Source organism: Deinococcus taeanensis (genome assembly GCF_020229735.1).
Lineage (GTDB): Bacteria > Deinococcota > Deinococci > Deinococcales > Deinococcaceae > Deinococcus > Deinococcus taeanensis.
The window spans coordinates 358,716-379,410 of sequence record NZ_CP083459.1 but is presented as its reverse complement, the minus strand read 5'-3'; the positions used below and the strand labels follow the sequence as shown (position 1 = coordinate 379,410).

Here is a 20,695-nt window from a genome sequence, read left to right as displayed (position 1 = left end):
GCTGCCGATCCTGCGCAGACGCGTTGTGCCGCGGACGGGGTGAGGCGCGCCGGGGCCCTCCGGGCAGCTGAACGGCTCTGTCAGGACTGGCTGCTCAGGAACGCAGCGGCCTGCGCCGCCGGAACCGGCCGGCCCAGCAGGTACCCCTGAACGCTGTCGCAGCCCAGCGTATTGAGCAGCTCGAGCTGCTCGCGCGTTTCCACGCCTTCGGCAACGACGTGCATGCGAAAACGGTGCGCCAGTGAGACCATCACGCCGACCATCACCTGCGTGGACTCCAGGGAGCCCGCGCCGCCGTGCACGAACGAACGGTCGATTTTCAGAATGTCGATCGGCAGGGTGTGCAGCAGGCTCAGACTGCTCTGGCCGGTCCCGAAGTCATCGAGCGCCACCTTGATGCCCAGCAGGCGCAGATGCGTCATCTGCTTAACCGCCACGTCCGGACTGCGCACCACGGCAGTTTCAGTGAGTTCCAGAATCAGTCGCTGCGGGTCGAGGCCGCTCGTGATCAGTGCCCGCTGCACCGTGTCGATGAAGTCCGGTTGTCCGAACTGCAGCGGGCTGACGTTCACGCTGATCGTGAACGGCACCTCACTTCGCCACGCGGCCGCCTGACGGCAGGCTTCCTCCAGGACCCACGCGCCGAGCGGAACGATCAGGCCGCTGTCTTCCGCGACGCCGATGAACCGGCCGGGCGGCAGCACCCCCTGGGTGGGATGATTCCAGCGCACCAGCGCCTCAAAGCCGAGCAGCTGCCCGCTGGGCCCGTTGAACTGCGGTTGGTAGTGGAGCGTCAGTTCACCGCGGGTCAGGGCTTCGCGCAGGTCCCGTTCGAGGTCCACGCGTTCGGCCGTCTCGCTGCCCATGGTGGGCTGGAAGGTCCGGACCGCGTTCTTGCCTTCGTGTTTGGCGCGGTACATGGCGATGTCCGCGTGCCGCTGCAGGGTGGTGATGTCCTGGCCGTCCTGCGGGGCGACCGCCACGCCAATGGACGCCGTGACGTGCAGCGTATGGCCATGCACCGTGAAGATCTGCGCCAAGACGTTCAAGATTTTCTGGGCGACGCGCTCGGCGTCCTTCACGGTCCGCAGGTGGCGCAGGATGACCGTGAACTCGTCGCCGCCCATGCGCGCGACGAGGTCGCCGCCGCGCACCACCTGGCGCAGGCGGACGCTCACTTCCTTGAGCAGCTCGTCGCCGACGTCATGGCCGAGAGTGTCGTTGACCTGCTTGAAGCGGTCGAGGTCAATGAACAGCACCCCGACCGGGTCGGTGCCGGCGGTGGTCAGCGCGCGTTCCAGTTCCGCATGGAACTGCGACCGGTTGGCCAGACCGGTGAGCGGGTCGTGCGCCGCGCGGTGGGACAGGTGGCGCTGCGCTTCGGACAGCTCCGTGTTCATCTGCGCCAGCTGGGCGCTGCGGATCCGTTCGGCGTCTGCCTCGCGTTTGAGCATCTCGACCTGCAGTTGCGCGCCCACCACTTTCGTCTTCCGGTCAAGGTCCTGGGCGTGCAGGGTGCGGTCGAGGGTGTGGTGGGCCTGGCTGTGGCGGTAGGCCTGCTCCCACGCGCCGCGCCGCGCGTGCAGCTCGCTCAGGTGATGCAGCACCTGGCATTCCTGTGGTTTGAGGCTGTGCTGGCGCGTCTCGGCCAGCGCGGCGTCGAGCTGGACTTCGGCCGCGTCCAGCTGGTGAAGGGCCAGCAGCGCCTGTCCGTACGCCAGCCGGACGTACGCCAGCTGCTCACGGTCGCCCACGGCTTCAGCCAGGGGCAGCACCTCTTCGGCGGCGCTCACGGCTTCGGCCGCGTCACCACGGGCAGCGAGGCAACTGACGACCGTGGCCTGAAGAATGACCTCGTGCTGCCGCATTCCGCGTTCCCGGATGACCGGCAGGTGCTTGCGGGCGGCGTCAAGCGCCTCATCGAAGTGGCCCAGTTCGTGATGCGCGTAGGCCATGTTGATGATCGCGTTGGACTGCGTGATTGCGTGCCCCGCGCGCTCACCGAGCTGCCGCATCGTCTCGAAGGTCTGCAGGGCGAGCTCGTGATCGCCCAGTTCGGAGTGCACGATGCCCACATTGCCGAGGGTGCGGGCGTGCCCGATGTCATCCCCGCAGCTCTGCGCGACGCGCAGGCTTTCCAGGTAGTGCTCCATCGCCTCGCCGTAGCGTCCCCTGGCCCGCGCGACCAGGCCCAGCCCGTTGATGGCCCGCGCTTCACTGGCGGCGTCTCCGGCGTTCACGGCCGCTTCGCGCGCCTGCGCGAAGGTCTGCGCCGCCTCGTCGTACTGGGAGCGGATCACCAGCGAACCGGCCAGCAGGTTCAGGGCGCGGGCGACGCCGCGCCCGTCGCCGAGCGTCCGCGCGAGCGGCAGCGCCTCGCTCAGCAGCGCGCGCGCCTGCTCGGCGTCGGCGACCACAAGCGGTTCTGCCGCGCCCAGCAGTGCCTGGAGGCGGTCGTGCTCGGTCTCCGGCAACGGCAGAGGGACGGGGCTGGTGGGGTGCGGCACGCTGTCACCCTAACCGGGCGGGTCTGACAGAAACGCGGCAGGCGACGAACCTTCAGGCCGCCCGCGATAGGCTGAAGAGCCGCGGACGATGGCGTTCACGGCGACATACACGGCGTGGGGTTCCTGAACCGCCGTATTCCCTGCCGCCCGGGTGAACCCCCTGAATGGGGGCTTCAGGGCCCGCCCTGGGTGGCAATGGGAGCGGGTACGCCCCGGCCGCTCCTGGGCGCGGACGCCGCTGCTTTCCCGGGCGGCCGCCTGAAGGTCAGGCATGACCTGCACCCGGCCACACCCCAGCGCGGCGGGTGGGGGAGGCCTACAGCGTGATGGTCTGCAGGGCGCGCCCCTTTCGGGCCAGCCGCAGCACCAGGCCCGCTAGGGCCGTGTCCTGAAAGGACACGCCGGTGGAGTCGAACACCGTGATCTGCTCAGCGCCCTGACGTCCGGGGCGGATTCCGGCGCACACCTCCCCCAGTTCCGCGTGCACGTCTCCGGGCTGCATGAGCCCAAGTGCTGTGACCCGCTGCAGCTCGCCGATACTGACGCTCTGGGTGCGCCGGTCGACCACGACCGTGGCGGCGGCCACCAGGGCCGGGTCCAGTTCCTGCTTTCCTGGGGCGTCGGACCCCATGGCATTGATGTGCGTGCCGGGCGCGATCCAGTCACGCCAGACAATCGGCGCTTCAGCCGGGGTGACCGTGACGACCAGGTCGGCGCCGTCGCAGGCGGCGTGAGCGTCACGGGCAGCCCGCAGGGTCACGCCAGGCAGGGCCACCGTCTGAACGAAGCGTTCGGCCTGCCCGGGTGATCTGGACCACACCCGGACTTCACGCACCGGGCGCACCCGCGCCAGGGCCTCGAGTTGCGCGCGGGCCTGCGCACCCGTGCCGAGCAGGGCGACCACCCCCGCGTCCGCCCGCGCGAGGTGGCGCGCGGCGACGGCACCCGCGGCGGCGGTGCGGTACTCGGTGATGGCGTTGGCGGCGAGCAGCGCTGCGGGTTGCCCGGTATGGGGGTCGCCGAGCAGCATGGCGGCGCTGTGCGTCGGCAGGGCCCGCGCGGCGTTGCCGGGAAAATACGAGCCCATCTTCAGGCCGAACACCTCCAGGGCGCCCTCACCTTCGCCCAGGCGAAGGTGACTGGTCTTGATGCTGTACCGGCCGCCGTTCAGGCTGTGGCCGATGACGGGGAGGACCGTGGCCGCGCCGCGGCCGTCCGCGGCAAAGGTGGCGTCGATCAGGTCGATGACGTCCGGCCAGCGCAGCAGCCCCCGGATGGTCGCGTCGTCGAGCACGGTCAGGGTAAGCGGGGCGTGCGCCATCACGCGCCGCCTGTGGTGAGCAGTTCTGTCAGCAGGCCGGGATCGAGGTTGCCGCCGCTGAGGATGGCGACCAGCGGCCCGGTCTCACCGAGTGCCGCGCGGTGGTCCAGAGCGGCCGCGATCGTGACGGCGCCGCTGGGCTCGGTCACGAGGCGCGTCCGGAGCGTCGCTTCACGGGCCGCGCGGCGCAGCGCCGCTTCAGAGACGGTGATGATGTCGTCCACGTAGGCCTGCACATGCGCCCAGTTGAGGTCCCCCAGGTGTTGAACGCGCAGGCCGTCCGCCAGTGTGCGGCTGACCTGCTCGGCGCTGAAGGTGACCCGGTGGCCGGACCGGACGCTCTCGTGCGCGTCGGCCGCCAGTTCAGGCTCCACCCCGATCACCCGGACGCCGGGCCGCTGGAGTTTCACGGCGGCGGCCACGCCGGAGATCAGCCCACCGCCACTGACGGGCACCAGAATCGTGCCGGTGCCGGGCAGGTCCTCCAGGATCTCCAGGCCCACGGTGCCGGCGCCGGCGATGATGCGGGGGTCGTCGTACGGCGGGATGGGCGTCAGTCCGCGTTCGGCGCTGAGTTCTTCGGCCCGGCGCGCGCGTTCCTCACTGGCAGGACCGACGATGACGACGTCCGCTCCGAAGGCGCGGGTCATGTCGAGTTTGAGGTGTGGGGCGTTGTCGGGCATGACGACCACGGCGGGAATTCCGAGTTGCTGCGCGGCGTAGGCGACAGCCTGGGCGTGGTTGCCGCTGGAGTGCGCCACGACGCCACGGGCCCGCTCCTCTGGCGTGAGGGACAGCATGGCGTTGAAGGCGCCGCGCAGTTTGAACGCGCCGGTGGGTTGCAGGCTTTCGGGTTTCAGCCAGAAGTTTTCGAGGGGAAAGGGCACCAGGGGCGTGCGGACCACGTGGGGACGAATCAGGGTGTGGGCGGCGCGGATGTCGCTGAGGGATACCAGGGGGGCAGGGGACAGTGACGTGGGCATCGGAACCTCAAGGGTGGGAGAGGAGGGCAGACCAGCTCTGGACATTATTTCCAGACGCCAGATAAAATGTCTACATGGACGGTCAGACTGCGGAGCAGGCGCTTCTCCTTGAACAGCTTCAGCAGGTCGCCCGCGGACTGGCCCAGACCTTCGCGCCCTTCTGTGAGGTCGTCGTGCACGACCTGACCCACCCGGAGCACGCTATCCTCGCCATTCACAACAACCTGTCCGGCCGCAGCGTCGGGCAGAGCGCCACCGAACTCGGCCTCGCCCGCCTCGCGGACCCCGACTCCCCAGCGGTCATCGCCAACTACGCCGGGCGCCTCGCGGACGGCCGGCCGGTCAAGAGCACGTCCATCGGCCTCAAGAACGCCCAGGGCGCCTACGTGGCGGCCCTGTGCCTCAACCTGGACCTGACCGTGTTTCAGGGCCTGCACAGCGTCCTGACGCCGTTCATCCAGGTGGAAGCCACGCCGGAGGAGACGCTGGATCCCGCCGGGGCCGGCGCCCTGCGCGCACAGATCGACGCCTTCGCCGCGCGGCGCGGCCTCACCCCCCGGACCCTGAGCGTGCACGACCGGCGCCAGCTGCTTCTGGAACTGCGCGCGTCCGGGCACCTGGACATCCGCCGCGCCATGGAGATCGTGGCCGGCCACCTCCAGATCTCCCGCGCTGCCGTGTACACCGCCGCGAAACAGCCCGGACGCCACTGACCCGGCACACTCACCTTCAGTGCGGCGTGCCTGGACGCCAGCCGGCGGCCGCAGTCCAGGCACGCCCGCTCAGCCGGAGGAGATCTGCACATCAGGGTGAGGGCCTGCCGGGCGCGGAGCCCGGGGAGGCCGGTGTGGCCCGCGGCAGCCGGCAAAGGCCGCAGGTTACCCTCAGAACAGGGCGCTCTTCAGGACAGCCACACCCACCACGCCGGTCAGGGCCACGAGCGCCGCGACGCTCACCGCCCGGTCGCGGCGCCAGTTCAGGGGAACCACCACTGCGGCGGCGACGGCCGGGACGGCCATCATGAACCACACCCCGAGTCGCTCTCCGCCGGGCAGCAGGAGGCTGAGCAGCAGGACGGGCAAGGCCAGCCAGAACGCCGCCGGGTACAGCCAGGTGGGCAGGACGCGCGTTTCGTGATGCTCAGCGTTCATGCAGGCCCCCAGTACTTCAGCAGCAGTTGCGCCGCGGTGAGCACCAGCAGCGCGGAGAAAAAGAGCTTCAGGCCGCGGTCCGGAATGCGTTTTTGCAGACCCGCGCCGGCGCGGGCACCGATCAGCACGCCGAACGCCACCGCGCAGGCCAGCCGGCCGTCCAGCAGCCCGCCCGCCTGGTAGATCAGGGCGTTCGCCACGGCGGTCAGGCCCATAATGAACGTGCTGGTCGCAATGGCCTGCCGGATGGGGAGCCCGCCCATCAGGTTCATGACGGGCACCTGCACGGTTCCGCCGCCGATGCCCAGCAGGCCGCTCATCACGCCGGCGAAGGTCATGGCGGGCGGCACCAGCCGGCTCGGCTCGCGTTCCACTTCCACACGTTTCAGACCCCGGACGAGGCTGAACGCGGAGTACAGCAGCAGCGCCGCGAACACCGTGGCAACCGCCTGCGCCGGCAGCACCAGGCCCAGAAAGGAGCCCACGGTGCCGCCCACGATCGTGTAGGGCGACAGCAGGTACCCCGTGCGCGCCCGCACCAGACCCTGCCCCAGATACGCCGCGGCGCCGGACAGCCCCACCGCCAGCACGCTGAACTGACTGACGGCCACCGCCTGCTGAATGGTGATGTCCCGCCCCAGCAGCGGCAGCACGAACTCCAGGGCCGGCACGACGACCACGCCGCCCCCCAGCCCCAGGATGGCGCCCAGCACCCCGGCCAGAACGCCGATCAGGGCCGTGACGAACAGGGTCAAAACGCGGCCACCTGACCGTCGGCACGGGACTCACTGCCGCCGCACAGCACGCCGGTCAGGGGGTCACGCCAGATGATCTGCCCGCGCCCGAACGCAGTGGAATTGAGCTCCACCTTCACCTGATGGCCCCGCCCCTGCAGGGCGCGGGCGAGGGCCGACCCGAGCTCATGCTCGACCTCGATGACCTTCCCGCCGGTCCACTGCCAGCGGGGCGCGTCCAGGGCCTGCTGAGGATTCATGCCGTACCGGACGGTGTTCAGCACCACCTGCACGTGCCCCTGGGGTTGCATGAAGCCGCCCATCACGCCGAACGGACCGACCGGGGTGCCGTCCACCCGGGTCAGGAAGCCCGGGATGATGGTGTGGTACGGGCGTTTCCCCGGCGCGATTTCGTTCGGATGGCCGGCTTCCAGGTTGAAGTTATGCCCGCGGTTCTGCAGGCCGATCCCTGTGCCGGGCACGACGACGCCGCTTCCGAAGCCCATGTAGTTGCTCTGGATCAGGCTGACCATCTGGCCCTCCTGGTCGGCCGCCGCCAGGTACACCGTGCCGTGCGAGTGGGGGTCACCCGGCTCGGGGTCGCGCGCCTGCGGGCCGATCAGTGCGCGCCGCGCGGCCGTGTAGGCCGGGCTGAGCAGCGCCTCGACCGGCACGTCCGCGTGGTGCGGGTCCGCCACGTACCGTTTGGCGTCCGCGAAGCCCAGTTTCATCGCTTCGATCTGCAGGTGCAGGCTGTGTTCGTCGAGGTGGCCCGGGAGGTCCAGGCCGTCGAGGATGCCCAGCGCGAGCAGCGCGGCGAGCCCCTGCCCGTTGGGGGGAATCTCCCAGGCCACGTGCCCCTGGTACGCCGCGCTGATGGGGGTCACCCATTCGCTCCGGTGTCCGGCGAGATCCTCGGCGCGCAGCAGGCCGCCGGTGGCGCGCGCGAACGCATCGATCTGCGCGGCCAGCTCTCCTTCGTAAAAGGCCTCAGCGTGACTGCGGGCAATCAGGTCCAGGGTGCGGGCGTGGGCGGCGGAGGCCCACACCTCGCCGGCCCGCGCGTGAAAGCCGTCCGGCGCGAAGGTGTCGAGCCACGGGGCGAATTCCGCTCCCTGCCGCTGCTGGTGCGCGCGAATGCCGCGTTGCCAGCCGTCGGCCAGCACAGGGGAGAGGGGGTAGCCGCGTTCCGCGTAGTGGATGGCCGGGGCGAGCACCTGCGCGAACGGCAGGCGCCCGAAACGGCCGTGCAGGTCCGCCCAGCCGCGCGGAGCGCCCGGAACCGTGACGGGCAGCCAGCCGTGCGTGGGCAGTTCCCCGCCCGGGAGGGCGCCCCGGGTCAGCAGGGCCGGCGAGCGGCCGGAGGCGTTGAGGCCGTGCAGTTGCCCGTCCGCCCACACCAGGGCGAACAGGTCACCGCCGATGCCGTTGCTGGTGGGTTCCACGACCGTCAGGGCGGCGGCCGTGGCGACGGCGGCGTCGACCGCGTTGCCGCCCTGCTGGAGGATGAACAGGCCGGCCTGCGCGGCGAGGGGCTGACTGGTGGCGACCATGCCCTGGCGGGCGTATACGGGCTGGCGGGAGAGTGACGTCTGCATCAGGTACCTTTCAGGCCGCATGTCACGCGCGGCTCCGCGGATCGAGGGCGTCGCGCAGGCCGTCACCCAGCAGGTTGAAGGCCAGCACGGTCAGGAAGATGGCCACGCCAGGAAACAACGCCATCCACGGCGCGTCCTGCAGGAAGCCGCGGGCGGCATTGAGCATCGAGCCCCAGCTGGGTTCGGGCGGCTGGATGCCCAGGCCCAGGAAGGACAGGCTGGACTCGGCAAGAATCGCGTTGGCAATGGCAAGTGAGGTCTGCACGATCAGCGCGCCGCTGATGTTCGGCAGCAGGTGACGCAGCATCAGCCGGCCGTCCCGCGCGCCGAGCGCCTGCGCGGCCTGCACGTACTCGCGCTCGCGCTGCGCGAGCACCTCGCCGCGGGTGATGCGGGCGAACGCGGGGGCGCTGACGATCGCGATGGCGATCATGGTGTTCTGCAGGCTGGGCCCGAGAATGGCGGCCAGCGCGATGGCGAGCACCAGGAACGGCAGGGCCAGCATGGCGTCGACCACGCGCATGATCACTTCATCGGCCCAGCCGCGGAAGTACCCGGCAATCAGGCCCAGGCTCGTGCCGGTGGCCAGGGCGAGCAGGACGGACACCAGTCCGGCGCTCAGGGAGACGCGCGCGCCGTACACCACCCGGCTGTAGATGTCCCGTCCCAGTTCATCCGCGCCGAACGGGTGGCTGCCGCCCGGCGCGGCGCGCAGGTCGCTGAAGAAGATCTGGCTGGGCTGGGCGCTGGTCACCAGCGGGGCGAACACGGCGAGCACACTGAACAGCAGCAGAATCACGGCGCCGAGCACGGCGAGCTTGTTGCGCAGGAAGCGCCGGGCGGGTTTGCTGAGGCGGACGCGGGGCCGGGCGGTGTCGGGGGCAAGAGTCGTCATCACTGGTACCGGATCCTGGGGTCGAGGGCAGCGTACAGGAGGTCCACGGCGAAACTCACGAGGAACACGGCCACGGCGGAGACGAGCACCACACCCTGAATAACGGGCAGGTCGCGGGTGTACACGGCGTCAACGAGCAGCCGCCCGAACCCGGGCACGCTGAAGATCTGTTCGGTGATGACCGCGCCGCCGAGCAGCCCGCCGAGCTGCAGTCCGAACGCCGTAACGACGGGAATCAGGGCGTTGCGCAGCGCGTGCCGGAAGGTGACGCGCGCGCCGGACACCCCCTTGGCGTGCGCGGTGCGAACGTAATCCTGGAACAGCGTTTCAATCAGGCTGCCGCGCAGGTACCGGGCGAGGACCGCGGCGGAATGCACGCCGAGCGTGATGGCCGGCAGCACGAGCAGCAGCAGGTTCTTGACGGGATCTTCGAAGAACCCGACGTACCCGCTGGCGGGAACCCACGCGAGGCGGATGCTGAACACGTAGATCAGAAGAATGCCCAGAAAGAAGTTCGGGAGGCTGATGCCGGACAGCGCGAACAGCGTCAGCACCTGATCCACCCACGAGCCGCGCTTGAGGGCCCCGAGAATCCCGGCCGGTAACGCGATCAGCATGGCGATCAGCATGGCGAAGCCGGCCAGCTGCATCGTGGTGGGCAGTTTCTCGGCGATGAGGCTGCTGACACTGGTGTGGTCGCGCACGCTCGCGCCGAAATCGAAGTGAAGAACGTCAAACAGCCACCGCAGGTACTGCTCGGGCAGAGGACGGTCCAGGCCCAGCGAGCGGCGCAGTTCCGCCAGTGCCTGCGGGGTGGCTTCCTCACCGAGCAGCAGCCGGGCAGGATCGCCGGGCAGCAGCTGCACCATGGCGAACACCACCAGCGTGACGATCAGCAGGGTTGGAATGGCCGAGAGAAGGCGGCGCAGAGCAAAGACAAGCACAGGCACTCCTTCGGTCCGCCGGGCGGACCGGGCCGGCGCCGCCGCGCGCGCCCGCACTGGGCACGCGCGGCTCAGCGCGGCGTTACTTGAGGTCGGCGTCCTTGAAGCGCACAATGCCGTCCGGGATGGGCTTAAGGCCGGTCAGGCCCTTGACGGTGGCCACCAGGTTGCTCTGGTGATACACCCAGATGTAGGGGCTGTCCTCGCGGATCTTGCCAAGTGCGACGTTGTACGTCGCGACGCGGGAAGACAGGTTCGTCTGCGTGCGGGCGCGGGCGAGCAGCGCATCGACTTCCTTGTTGCTGTACCCGGCCTGGTTGTTCGTGCCGCCGGTCACGAAGAAGTCGTAGATGTTGCCGTCCGGGTCAGGGCGGCCGCTCCAGCCGAGCATCAGGGCGTCGAAGTCTTTCCGGTCGGCGCGGTCAAGCAGCGTGCCGAATTCCACCTGCTCGATCTTGGCGTTGATGCCAGCCTGCGCGAACATCGCCTGGTACAGCTGCGCGAGCTGGGTGTTCACCGAGCCGGGCGCAGTGAGCATCGTGAAGGTCAGCGGTTTGCCGGCCAGTTTCTGGCGGGCGAAGGTGACGTTCGCCTTGGGGGGCTGGGCGGTCTTGGACGCAGCGGGCGTGCCGGGCGGGAAGGGCCCCGCGGCGGGCACGACGGTGTCGTAGAACACGACTTTCGCCACGGCCTCCCGGTCGATGGTGGCGGCGACGGCCTGGCGGACCGCTTTGCTATTGAACGGCGCGCGGGTGACGTTGAACCAGATGCCCTGGAAGCCCAGGCCAGGGTAGTTCATGACGTCGAACTTGGCGTTCTTGTCCAGCTTGCTGATGTCTTTGGGATCTATGGGGGTGATGACCTGAACGGCGCCGGACAGCAGGTTCGCCGCGCGGACATCGCCGTCCGGGAAGGGCCGGTAGACGAGCTTGTCGATTTTCGGCTTGCCGTCCCAGTAGCTGGGGTTCGCGGCGAGCGTGATGTTGTCCTGCCGTTTGCGGCTGACGAACTCGAAGGCGCCGGCGCCGACCGGGGCGTTCTGGAAGTTCTCTCCGGCTTTCTGCGCCGCGGTGGGAGAAACGATCATCCCCGCGCGGTCACTCAGGACGGCGAGCAGCGGCGCGTACGGCTGCTTGAGGGTGATCTGCACGGTGGACGGGTTGACGACCTTGACTTCCTTGACCGAACTGAGTTCGTTCTTCCGGCCGGACCCTTCCAGGGTCATGTTGCGCTCAAGCGTGTACTTCACGGCCGCGGCGTTGAACGGCGTGCCGTCGTGGAATTTCACGTCGGTGCGCAGCGTGAAGGTGTAGGTCAGGCCGCCATTCGTGACCTTCCAGGATTTCGCGAGTGCCGGCACGATCTTGAGGTTCTGGTCGAGATCAACGAGTTTGTCGAAGATCTGGTTCAACACCTGACGGTCGACCAGGGCGGTGGACAGGGCCGGGTCGAGGCGGGGCGGATCGGCGTCCAGACCGACGGTGACGGTCTGTGCGGCGGCGGCGCCCATCAGGGCCAGGGTGAGCAGTAGGGCATGTTTACGCATGGGCTTCTCCTTGAGAGGGTCCTTGAGGGGCTTGTGCAGCGGTGCGGACAACAGTTGCGAGGTGACCGGCCATGGCGGCGCGCGCCGCCGCAGGATCGCGCGCTTCGATGGCGGTCAGGATGAGGATGTGTTCCTGGAGGGTCAGTTCGGGGCGGTCACCTTTGAGGGTGTGCGTGCGCAGTTGCTGCATGAGGTGCTGCAGCGTCTCCAGGACGCGCAGGATGACGGTATTGCCGACCATCTGGGCGATCAGCGCGTGGAATTTCAGGTCGTCTTCGGAGAGTTTCATGCCGCGCGTGGCCGTGACGTGCTGCTGCTCCAGGCAGGTGCGGAGACTGGCGATCTGTTCACTGGTGGCGCGCATGGCGGCGAGAGCGGCCGCTTCGGGTTCAAGAATCTGCCGGAACTCCAGGAGGTCCTGCGCGGTCTGAGGCAGGCTGCGCAGCAGTCCCTGGAACGGCAGGCTGAGCGTTTCCGTGTCGGCGGCGCGGATGAACGTGCCGTCACCCTGACGGACTTCAAGCACGCCCATGAGTTCCAGGCGGGAGAGGGCGTTGCGGAGGCTGGCGCGCGACACGCCCAGCTGGGCGGCGAGGGTACGCTCGGCCGGGAGCCGGCCACCGGGACCGAGTTCGCCGCTGCGGACCACCTCGAGCAGGCGGTTGGCGACGCTGTCAGGCAGTTTCTGCTTTTTGACGGGAGTCAATGTCAAGGAACCCTCCAGGGGCAGGCTGCACAGGAAGAGAATGAAAGGTCTGGTGGTCAGACCAATGCGGTGATATGGGTACGATAGGCCGGCGCCCTCCCCGCCTCACGCCTTTGTCTAGCCGCCTGAGAGTCAACCCAGGATTTCCCTGATCTGCCTCCAAAGGTTCCTGGTCCCAGCCACAGCGCCCAACCCTGACACTTCCGCTACAGATGCCATCCTGAACGGATTTTTTCCCTCCCCGTCACCTGGCGCTGCGCCCGCCGCTCCGTTTGACCTGCCGATACCACACCCTCCTGGCCAGGAATGCGGAACGAGTCAGGACCCACCGTGCGGTTCACGCAGCTCACAGGCCAGGCCCTGGACGCACTCTGGATTGAACCGAACCAGCAGCGCGTGAAGGTGCGTTTCTCAGGCGCCCCACGGCCCAGTGCAGGCACACTGCATGACCTTACTCTCCATGCCACGTGACCACCTGACCTGCGCCACGGACCGGACTCCCCGCTCGCACCTCACGCCCTGACCGGCAGCACCCTGGTGCTTCCCACCCGCGCCTGCCCCGAGGGCCAGATCCAGGATTCTGGCGCGCCGTTCATCACAACTGAACCCGCATTAACCCCGGAGAAGACGGTCACGTGATCCTCAGCGGCCTGCGCCTGCCGGTGCAGCCGATCATCCGCGTTATCGGCGCGGCGCCCGCCGGACTCACCCTCCTGAACGGCACGCCCGGCCAACACGGCGGCATTATGAACCCCCCGTCAACCGTGCCAGCAGCATCCTGTACCTGCCTGTTCATCTGCCCTGCTGGCTCTCGGTGACCAGCCTGCCGTCGGGGGCGGCCCAGAAGTCAGCGTGTTCGGCCTGAGTGTTCAGCCCGGCGAGAAAGTCATGCTCGTCGGCGTGACCTTCAGACGGGCGCGGCCAGGCCCGCTGTCCTGTCGTCAAGCTCAGTCAAGCTCCACGGCGGAACTCAGACCATTCGGGACCGGTGCGTGTCCGCTCTGGGCATGCGCGGTTCTGGAACGCTGGCCCCTGCGGCTTATGCCCTGCGGCACAGCTGGTCAACCTGCCGCAGCAGGGATGGCAGGCGGTGCGCGCCGTGCATCTCCTGAATGTGTTCAGCGGCCTGCCGGGGATTCATGCCGGCCGCAGTAACGTACAACGGCCGCGTACTGTCGCCGCGGCGAACTTCAACGGCTGGCGCGCCGCGAAAGGCGGACTTCGCCACTCCAATGACAGGCAACTGTTGTTCAAGCGCGTCATACAGGTGTGCGCCGAGGCCAGGGCGCCCTTCCTGGTCCAGCCACACGTATCCGTCCACGATGACCGTATCAATAAGGGCCGTCACCTGCCGCAGCGGCGCGAGCAGGCAGGGAAGTTCGCGGAGATAGAACGATCCAGGAACGTAGGGCGCCACTGGGGCGACCCTCTCGACGAGCGTACGGGTGGGTTGCCCGGCAGCCCACGTTTCAAACAGAAGGCAGGCGGAAACTGCTTCCTGTTCACGGTAGTCAACGTCGACGCAGGCTTTGAGGCGCAGTCCAGGGCCGGTGCTGGTCACCCGTATGCCCCGGCGGGCAACAGCGCAAGGTGAAGCGCCTGGAACCGATCGGAGGCCTGTTCGTCAGGTGGCACCAGCTCCTTCAGAAATGAGCCAGCGTGTGGAGTGAGCGGCGCTCTGCTGGGTGCCGGTGACAGGGGAGGACGTAGAAGGCCAGACGACCTGATCATGCCGTTATCTTGGCAGATCGGGCTGCACTTGCTGGTCACACCGTCATGCGGGTAGGAAGCGGCCCCCAGGGGGGTCTGGCCGTTGCCAGGATCGAACAGGGGCCGCTCCTCACGCTCGCCCGCGTCGTCACTCCCCGCATGCGGCCTTCAAAACGCGGCACCTCTTCGTGGAGCAGGCCGCTTGCCCTCCCGCAGTCGCTTTGCGTTCTGAACGGCAAGCCCGTGACATGACCCTCCTGCAGCACTCTGGTATTGATGCCGCCGGGGGTGAGGGACGCGTGACCGAACGCCTCCGCGACTGGAACACGGGTAGCGCGCGACAGTCGGCGTTGGCCGTATGCCGAAGTGAGGGTTTCAATGCAGTCGGCTGGTGATACGAGCCCCACGCCCGCCCTGCTTGCCTGACACGACGCTCAGTGTTGCGCGTGGCTGGGCCTGCCAGGCGTTACGTCTTACGCATTTCAGCAGTGCACAGGTGCGGCGGAACGCACTCGCCGGGCTCCGGCATTTTGGGTGGTCAACTTGGATGCGTTAAAGGCATCAGAAGGGAGGCGGCCCGCGGGCCGCCTCCCTTCTGATGTTCGGCTCACTCGTTGTCTGGAGAGCGTGACTCAGTCCAGAATGGAGCAGTCGCTGTGGGCAAACATGCGGGTCAGTTCGCCGGCCCAGCCGACCTGACCGAGCCAGGAGCGAATCTGGCCGTTCAGCCGGCCGTCGTAGGTGCCGATGAAGGAGCTGATCTGCCCGACGCAGGAAGCCTGGCTGTTGGCCGGTCCGTCGAACAGAAAGGGCGCAGCGCCTGCAGTGGACATGGTGAGCAGGCTGAGGAGGGCGAGAGCTTTAAGGTGTTTCATGGTGGACTCCTTAATGAGTGCTCCGGTGAGGAGCGGGCGATGGTCGGTGGGCGCACCAGTGGCTCCGTCTGTCCGAGGTGCCCGGGTTGCGGGACAGAGTTCATCGCGTCGGTTCGCCAGAGCTTCTCGCGCTGGTACAAGAAGACTGGCGGAGGCCGACTTACCAAATACTTAAAAATTTTTCATAAAGACAAGGTTCTCCGTACATCCAGGCCGGGTTTCCTCTCTGCAGGAACAAGGAGACCCCTCCTAAGAAGGGCCCACTTATTGATAACGGCACAGGTTCGCCTTGCTCCCGTCCAGCCCCGTCGGCGAACAAGCTCACCCAGACACCTGAAGTCCGGTGGTAACCAATACAAAGCTACGCCGTGATCAATAGGTCAGCTTCATCACGTTTGAGCGCGTAAAGACAGCCAAGCACTCGGTTAGCTCTTTGTAGTGGGTTGTGATCAGCTCAGGACTCCCTCATCTCCTGACCGCTCACTGCACTGGAGGCTGACATGCAGGTGCGGTGGCCACCGTCGTAGCGCTCACCTTCGCCTGATTCACTGTCCTGGTAAGAGATCCAGATCCTGCGGGCCAGCCCACTCTTTGCCCTCTTTCCCACCGATGCCCTTCGTGAGTTCTGGCACTGAACAGCCCGCTGCCTTTTTCCTGCGCTTCCTCTGCGGGTACCAGAGGAGGTCGGCGGGAAGATCGCCATGAATACTGTATTCCCACACTTAGACGTGTTCCTCGTTCGCGTGGGCCGATATGGATGTGTTCATCAGGTCCCCATGGGCCTGCGTGGCTCCCTCTACAATCCCCTGGTGTCAGCTTCTCAAAATGGTGTGAATGCGGGTGGGCCGGATGACCTGACGACCACCTCTGTTCTTCACCCGCACCCCACCTGGACGGTGAACCTCCAGGGACATGTGGTGAACGCGAACGCGGCCCTGCGGGACTATCTGGGCGTCTCACGGGATGATTTGCGTGCCGGACAGCTGGAAGCGGCCGTTCATCCTGATGACCATGACGCGCTGCGGCGCGCAGTCACCGGGCAGCCACAGGAGCTTCGCCTGCGCCGGCAGGATGGCCAGTACCGGTGGTTCCAGGTGAGCGGTCAGGTGCTCGCCGATCAGGGACAGCGCCAGGGCTGGGTGCTCGCGGGAGTGGACATTCAGGAGTTGAAGGACCGGACGGCGCAGGACGAATTAAGTCAGCTTCAGAGCATCATTGACGGCAGCAGTGACTGCATCAAGGTGCTAGACCTGGACGCCCAGCTCCTGAGCATGAATGCCGGTGGGATGCGTGTCATGGAGGTCGACGATTTCAGCAGCTGCCAGCTGGCGTTCTGGCCGAGCTTCTGGGAAGGCGACGCGCGGTTCCTGGTTGAGCAGGCGGTGCGGGCGGCGCGCGATGGACGGTCGTCGACGTTTGAAGGCCCAGCGCGGACCCGCAAGGGCGCGCTGCGCTACTGGGAGGTGACGGTCAGTCCGATCCGTGCGCAGGACGGGCAGGTGCACCGCCTGCTGGCCGTCTCCCGTGATATCACGCAACGCCGGCGACAGCAGGACCTGATCGCCGGGCAGGCCCTGATCCTGGAGCAGATTGCGACCGGAATGCCGCTCGCTGATGTGATGGACCGCCTTGCGCGCCTTGTCGAGGAGCAGGAGCACGGACTCGTGTGCAGCATCCACCGGTACGACGCCGAAGCTGGTCAACTGGTGTTAATGGCGGCCCCCAGTCTGGCCGGGGAAGACAGGACCGCGCTTGACGGCGGCCGGCCTGGACCCGGGGCCAGCTGCTGTGCGGCAGCGGTACTGCAGGGTGAAGCGGTGTACGCGACCGATCTCGGCGAAAATTCCTGCTGGGTGGCAGAGCGCGATCTGGCGCTCGCTCATGGGTTTCGCGCCAGCTGGGCGTTTCCGATTCTCAATCAGTCCGGGGAAGTGCAGGGCGTGCTCGGGGTGTACGCGCGCGAGCCCCGCCAGCCGAACCCGGCCGAGCAGCAGTGGCTCAGCGTGGCCACCCGTCTGGCGCAGGTGTCGTTCGAACGGGAGTACCTGTTGCGCGCGGAAAGCCAGGCTCAGGAAAGGCGGCGGCAGACGGAGGTCATTTTAAGGGAGCAGGCGGACGTCCTGGAAACCCTGAACGGCGTCAACCAGCTGGTTTCCGCTGAGCTTGACCTGGAAAGGCTCGTGCAGGCTGTGACGGACGCGGGCGTGGAACTCACCGGAGCGCAGTTCGGGGCTTTTTTCTACAACGTTGTGAACGAGCAGCAGGAGCACTACACGCTGTATACCCTCTCGGGGGTGCCTCGCGAAGCCTTCTCGGCCTTTCCCATGCCGAGAAAGACTGCTGTCTTCGGCCCGACATTCGCAGGAGAGGGCGTGGTGCGGGTGGACGATATCACCCAGGACGCCCGCTACGGGCAGAACGCGCCGTACCATGGCATGCCTGCCGGACATCTGCCGGTGCGCAGCTACCTTGCGGTGCCGGTCAAATCCCGTTCGGGTGAGGTGCTGGGCGGATTGTTTTTCGGGCATGCGGAGCCCGCCGTCTTCAGTGAACGGGCTGAGCAGCTGATGGTCGGCCTCGCGGCACAAACGGCAGTGGCGCTGGACAACGCCAGGCTCTACCGGCAGCTGCAGGACAGCCACGCCCAGCTTGAGCGCCGGGTGCAGGACCGGACCCGTGAACTTGAAGTGCAGGCCGGAGCCCTGGACGCGTTTGCCGCTTTTGCCGAGGCAGTGGGGACGGAGACCGATGTGCCCACGCTTGCCCAGCAGGCCATTGCCGTGTTGCGCACGAAATTCCCTGGTGACGCCATTGGTTACTACGAACCTGACGAGTCACTCTGGAAACTGCGGGTATGGACAGATGACCTCCAGCCGGAGATCCTGACGGCATTGCAGGCGGGGTTGCCCAGCGATACGCCGATGATTGCCCGGACGCTTGCGGCCAGGGCCGCTTCCTTCGCTGACGGCTGGGACGCGGCGCGGGAACGTGTTGAACGGACTGAAATCTACGCCGCAGTCGGGGCGTACCCCCTGATGGTCGATGGCGTCGTCCGGGGCCTGCTGTCGATCGGCCGGAAAGAAACGCCCGAATGGACAGGCCGCGACAAAGCCCTGTTCAGCGCGGTCGGGCGCAGCTTTACCCTGGCGCTGGAGCGCGCGGCGCAGACCAGTCACATCGAGGCCCAGCGTGACGCTCTGGACGCCCGCTCCAGAGCGTTGGAGGCCTTTGCTCTGCTTACGCGCGACCTGACCATTGACGTCGACCCGTTCAGCCTGGTCAGGCGCGCGCAGGAGATTCTGATGTCGCTTCTCCCGGAGGGCTACACGCTGTACTGGCAGCCGGAAGCGAAGCTCTGGCGCAGCCGGTCGCAGGTGGGTCCGCTGGGTCATCCGGAGTTGCAGCAGGTGGTGGAGGCCGGGTTGCCACGCGGTGAGGCGAAAACTCTCGATCAGTGCTGGCAGACGGGGGAAGCCATTTTTCAGGATCAGTATGCCCGCGGCGCAGATACGGCCGAGGATGTGGTGAATCACGTTCGTGCCGTGGCTATGCTGCCCGTTCTGGTCAATGACCAGCTGCACGGCATGATCGGTGTGGGGCTGTTCGTGGTGCGCCACTGGACACCCATGGACCGCGCAGTCCTGGAAACGGTCGCGCGCAGCCTGGGGCTGGCCCTTGAAGCCGCTGAGAGTGCCCGCGCGCTGAAGGAGCGGACAGAGGAGCTGGAGCGGAGCAACGCGGAACTCGAGAAGTTCGCGTATGTGGCCAGCCATGACCTTCAGGAACCGCTGCGGACGATCAGCAGTTTCTCTGAGCTGATTCAGCGGCGCTACGGTGAGGGGCTGGATGAGCGGGGCCGGACGTACCTGACGCTGATCGCCCGCGGCGCAGAGCGGATGAAGGTGCTGATTGACGATCTGCTGGTGTTCTCAAGGCTCAATGCCGTTCGTGAACCGCACAGTGTCCTCCCGCTGACGGAAGCACTGGATGAAGCAGTCAACCGCCTGCACGCCGCCTTGGAACACAGCGGCGCAGTGGTGACGCACGATGGCCTTCCGAGTGTGGCTGGCAACCTGTCCGAGCTGACACAGCTGTTTCAGAACCTGATCGGCAACGCCGTGAAGTTCCGCCGCGAAGGCGTTCCACCCAGAATTCATGTGCGTGTCGTCCGTGAAGACGATATGTGGCACCTGAGCGTTCAGGACAACGGGATCGGGTTTGAATCCCAGTACGCAGAGAGGGTGTTTCAGATCTTCCAGCGCCTTCATCTGCGCGAACAGTTCGAAGGCACAGGCATGGGGCTGGCGATCGTCCGGAAGATTGTGGAACACCACTGTGGACGCGTCTGGGCGGAATCGGAACCCGGCCGGGGCAGCACCTTCCATATCACACTACCGGTGCTGAAGACCTCCTGAATGCACCGGTCCAGTTCCGCCTTGTGAAGGCGGCCCCTGGCGCCGTTCTCCCGGAGGAAGACCTACTGTACGGTCCTCACCACCGTGGCGCTGGCGGTGTTCCGGGCACCGTTCTTCGTCCTGTACATGGAAGTGCCTCGCTTTTGCGTCGCTGAGGAAACACCTCGAGAATCAGAGCGAGGTGGGGGATGGGAGAGCGAAAGCGGTACAGCAAAGAGTTCAAGCAGGCGGCGGTGCGGCTCGCCGAGGAGCTGCACCGCAGCGTCCTCCAGCCCAGAACTTGGGCATCAGCGATTCGGCCTGACACCGCTGGATTCGGGCGTTCGAGGGGCGCGCCACTGCCGCTTGTCCCGGTCACGGCAACCAGGGACTGCGTCCCGAACCGGCCGAAAGCAAGCGACTGCAACGTGAACTGGACATTGCCCGGCAGGAACGTGATGTCCTGAAAAAAGCGGTGGCCTTCTTCGCCAAGAACACATGAGCGCCCTCGAATGGACTGAAGGCCACCGGGACGAGTTCCGTCTCGACGTGATGTGCCGCATGCTTGTGTGACCAAGAGCGGGGACCTCACCTGGCGAAGAAGGCCGATCAGCACGAGCACAACCAGAGAGGCCGAGTTGAAGGGCGAGATCGAGCGCATCCACACCGAGCGCACGGGACGCTCTGGCGTCCCCGGGTCCACGCCGAGGTGCGGGCGGCGGGCACGGCCTGCTCGCGTCGTCGGGTAGCCCACCTCACCCATGAGGCGGGCCGGCTAGGGAAGGTCCGCAGAACGGACAAATCCACCCAGGCCGACCTGACTCACCCGCCCGCCGAGGACCTGGTGCGCCGCACCTTTAAAGTGTCCGCACCCAACAGGGTGTGGGCGGTGGACCTGTCGCCTTGACCGACGACAGCGAGCTGGCTGTCCCTGGCGGTCGGACTTGATCTGCACTCGCGGCTGGTGGTGGGTGAACGCCTCACCACCGATGTGGCGCTCTCGGCGCTGAAGATGGCCTCCGGCCGGCGGCGACCGCCGCTGGGGCAGATTCATCACAGCGACCGGGGCAGCCCGTACACCGAGTATAGGTCAGCAGGGGGATTGCTTTGACAGCGCTTTTGTCGAGAGCTTTTTGCCACCTTGAAGCGCGAAGTGCTGCTGGATCATGTGTGTCACACGCGCCAGGACGGGCGCTTGCCGGGCTTCGAGGATGTGGCGGTGTTAGACAACCGGCCACAGCGGCACTCGACCTTGGGGGACAAGACCCCAGGAGAATTCGAGCAGTTCAGGGCGCGCGAGGTGGCGTAACCGGAAGTACGCAAAACTGAAG

General features: G+C 67.1%; 14 protein-coding genes and 1 pseudogene. 3 read left to right on the top strand and 12 right to left on the bottom strand.

Translation table 11 applies throughout. The features are described 5' to 3' along the window. Positions 1-80: 80 nt before the first annotated feature. The 3 genes from LAJ19_RS21295 to LAJ19_RS21285 all read right to left on the bottom strand — a co-directional run bounded on the left by LAJ19_RS21295 (position 81) and on the right by LAJ19_RS21285 (position 4,811). Entirely contained in the window at positions 81-2,507 is a 2,427-nt protein-coding gene (locus LAJ19_RS21295) for an EAL domain-containing protein (RefSeq protein ID WP_225524676.1), read from the bottom strand. 316 nt (positions 2,508-2,823) lie between these two features. Continuing rightward, complete coding sequence (locus tag LAJ19_RS21290) at positions 2,824-3,828, bottom strand: ornithine cyclodeaminase family protein (protein ID WP_225524674.1); 1,005 nt, start codon at positions 3,826-3,828, stop codon at positions 2,824-2,826. Next, positions 3,828-4,811, bottom strand: a complete 984-nt coding sequence (locus tag LAJ19_RS21285; protein WP_225524672.1) for a threonine ammonia-lyase — start codon at positions 4,809-4,811, stop codon at positions 3,828-3,830. The genes LAJ19_RS21290 and LAJ19_RS21285 overlap by 1 nt, the downstream gene beginning before the upstream one ends. Before the next feature lie 74 nt (positions 4,812-4,885). Between LAJ19_RS21285 and LAJ19_RS21280 the strand changes: the two genes are divergently transcribed. Beyond that, positions 4,886-5,524 (top strand): helix-turn-helix transcriptional regulator, encoded by a 639-nt coding sequence (locus LAJ19_RS21280; RefSeq protein WP_225524670.1) that lies wholly within the window; start codon positions 4,886-4,888, stop codon positions 5,522-5,524. A 171-nt stretch (positions 5,525-5,695) separates the two neighbouring features. Here LAJ19_RS21280 and LAJ19_RS21275 read toward each other — a convergent pair whose 3' ends face one another. The 9 genes from LAJ19_RS21275 to LAJ19_RS21235 form a co-directional block, all read right to left on the bottom strand. Next, positions 5,696-5,962, bottom strand: a complete 267-nt coding sequence (locus tag LAJ19_RS21275; protein ID WP_225524668.1) for a hypothetical protein — start codon at positions 5,960-5,962, stop codon at positions 5,696-5,698. Beyond that, positions 5,959-6,717, bottom strand: coding sequence for a sulfite exporter TauE/SafE family protein (locus LAJ19_RS21270; RefSeq protein ID WP_225524666.1), 759 nt, complete (start codon positions 6,715-6,717; stop codon positions 5,959-5,961). Before LAJ19_RS21270 ends, LAJ19_RS21275 begins: the two co-directional genes overlap by 4 nt. Next, positions 6,714-8,294 carry a gamma-glutamyltransferase family protein gene (locus tag LAJ19_RS21265; RefSeq protein WP_225524663.1) on the bottom strand — a complete coding sequence of 527 codons (1,581 nt, stop codon included), beginning with the start codon at positions 8,292-8,294 and terminating at the stop codon, positions 6,714-6,716. The genes LAJ19_RS21270 and LAJ19_RS21265 overlap by 4 nt, the downstream gene beginning before the upstream one ends. 22 nt (positions 8,295-8,316) lie before the next feature. After that, positions 8,317-9,189, bottom strand: coding sequence for an ABC transporter permease (locus tag LAJ19_RS21260; RefSeq protein ID WP_225524661.1), 873 nt, complete (start codon positions 9,187-9,189; stop codon positions 8,317-8,319). After that, positions 9,189-10,133 carry an ABC transporter permease gene (locus LAJ19_RS21255; RefSeq protein ID WP_225524660.1) on the bottom strand — a complete coding sequence of 315 codons (945 nt, stop codon included), beginning with the start codon at positions 10,131-10,133 and terminating at the stop codon, positions 9,189-9,191. Before LAJ19_RS21255 ends, LAJ19_RS21260 begins: the two co-directional genes overlap by 1 nt. A gap of 82 nt (positions 10,134-10,215) precedes the next feature. After that, complete coding sequence (locus tag LAJ19_RS21250) at positions 10,216-11,679, bottom strand: ABC transporter substrate-binding protein (RefSeq protein WP_225524658.1); 1,464 nt, start codon at positions 11,677-11,679, stop codon at positions 10,216-10,218. Next, positions 11,672-12,391 carry a FadR/GntR family transcriptional regulator gene (locus LAJ19_RS21245; protein ID WP_225524656.1) on the bottom strand — a complete coding sequence of 240 codons (720 nt, stop codon included), beginning with the start codon at positions 12,389-12,391 and terminating at the stop codon, positions 11,672-11,674. Before LAJ19_RS21245 ends, LAJ19_RS21250 begins: the two co-directional genes overlap by 8 nt. A 1,033-nt stretch (positions 12,392-13,424) precedes the next feature. Continuing rightward, positions 13,425-13,946, bottom strand: a complete 522-nt coding sequence (locus tag LAJ19_RS21240) for an endonuclease V (RefSeq protein WP_225524655.1) — start codon at positions 13,944-13,946, stop codon at positions 13,425-13,427. Positions 13,947-14,727: 781 nt separating this feature from the next. Continuing rightward, positions 14,728-14,970 (bottom strand): hypothetical protein, encoded by a 243-nt coding sequence (locus LAJ19_RS21235; RefSeq protein WP_225524653.1) that lies wholly within the window; start codon positions 14,968-14,970, stop codon positions 14,728-14,730. 809 nt (positions 14,971-15,779) lie between these two features. Between LAJ19_RS21235 and LAJ19_RS21230 the strand changes: the two genes are divergently transcribed. Next, complete coding sequence (locus tag LAJ19_RS21230) at positions 15,780-19,385, top strand: GAF domain-containing protein (protein ID WP_225524650.1); 3,606 nt, start codon at positions 15,780-15,782, stop codon at positions 19,383-19,385. Between the two features lie 188 nt (positions 19,386-19,573). Beyond that, positions 19,574-20,673, top strand: a pseudogene (locus LAJ19_RS22245) (IS3 family transposase). Positions 20,674-20,695: the final 22 nt, after the last annotated feature.

What these genes read in the sequence shown, in the direction of transcription:
- LAJ19_RS21290 (WP_225524674.1), bottom strand. Translation starts at nt 3,828, where the DNA reads ATGGCGCACGCCCCGCTTACCCTGACCGTGCTCGACGACGCGACCATC.
- LAJ19_RS21285 (WP_225524672.1), bottom strand. Translation starts at nt 4,811, where the DNA reads ATGCCCACGTCACTGTCCCCTGCCCCCCTGGTATCCCTCAGCGACATC.
- LAJ19_RS21280 (WP_225524670.1), top strand. Translation starts at nt 4,886, where the DNA reads ATGGACGGTCAGACTGCGGAGCAGGCGCTTCTCCTTGAACAGCTTCAG.
- LAJ19_RS21275 (WP_225524668.1), bottom strand. Translation starts at nt 5,962, where the DNA reads ATGAACGCTGAGCATCACGAAACGCGCGTCCTGCCCACCTGGCTGTAC.
- LAJ19_RS21265 (WP_225524663.1), bottom strand. Translation starts at nt 8,294, where the DNA reads ATGCAGACGTCACTCTCCCGCCAGCCCGTATACGCCCGCCAGGGCATG.
- LAJ19_RS21260 (WP_225524661.1), bottom strand. Translation starts at nt 9,189, where the DNA reads ATGACGACTCTTGCCCCCGACACCGCCCGGCCCCGCGTCCGCCTCAGC.
- LAJ19_RS21250 (WP_225524658.1), bottom strand. Translation starts at nt 11,679, where the DNA reads ATGCGTAAACATGCCCTACTGCTCACCCTGGCCCTGATGGGCGCCGCC.
- LAJ19_RS21235 (WP_225524653.1), bottom strand. Translation starts at nt 14,970, where the DNA reads ATGAAACACCTTAAAGCTCTCGCCCTCCTCAGCCTGCTCACCATGTCC.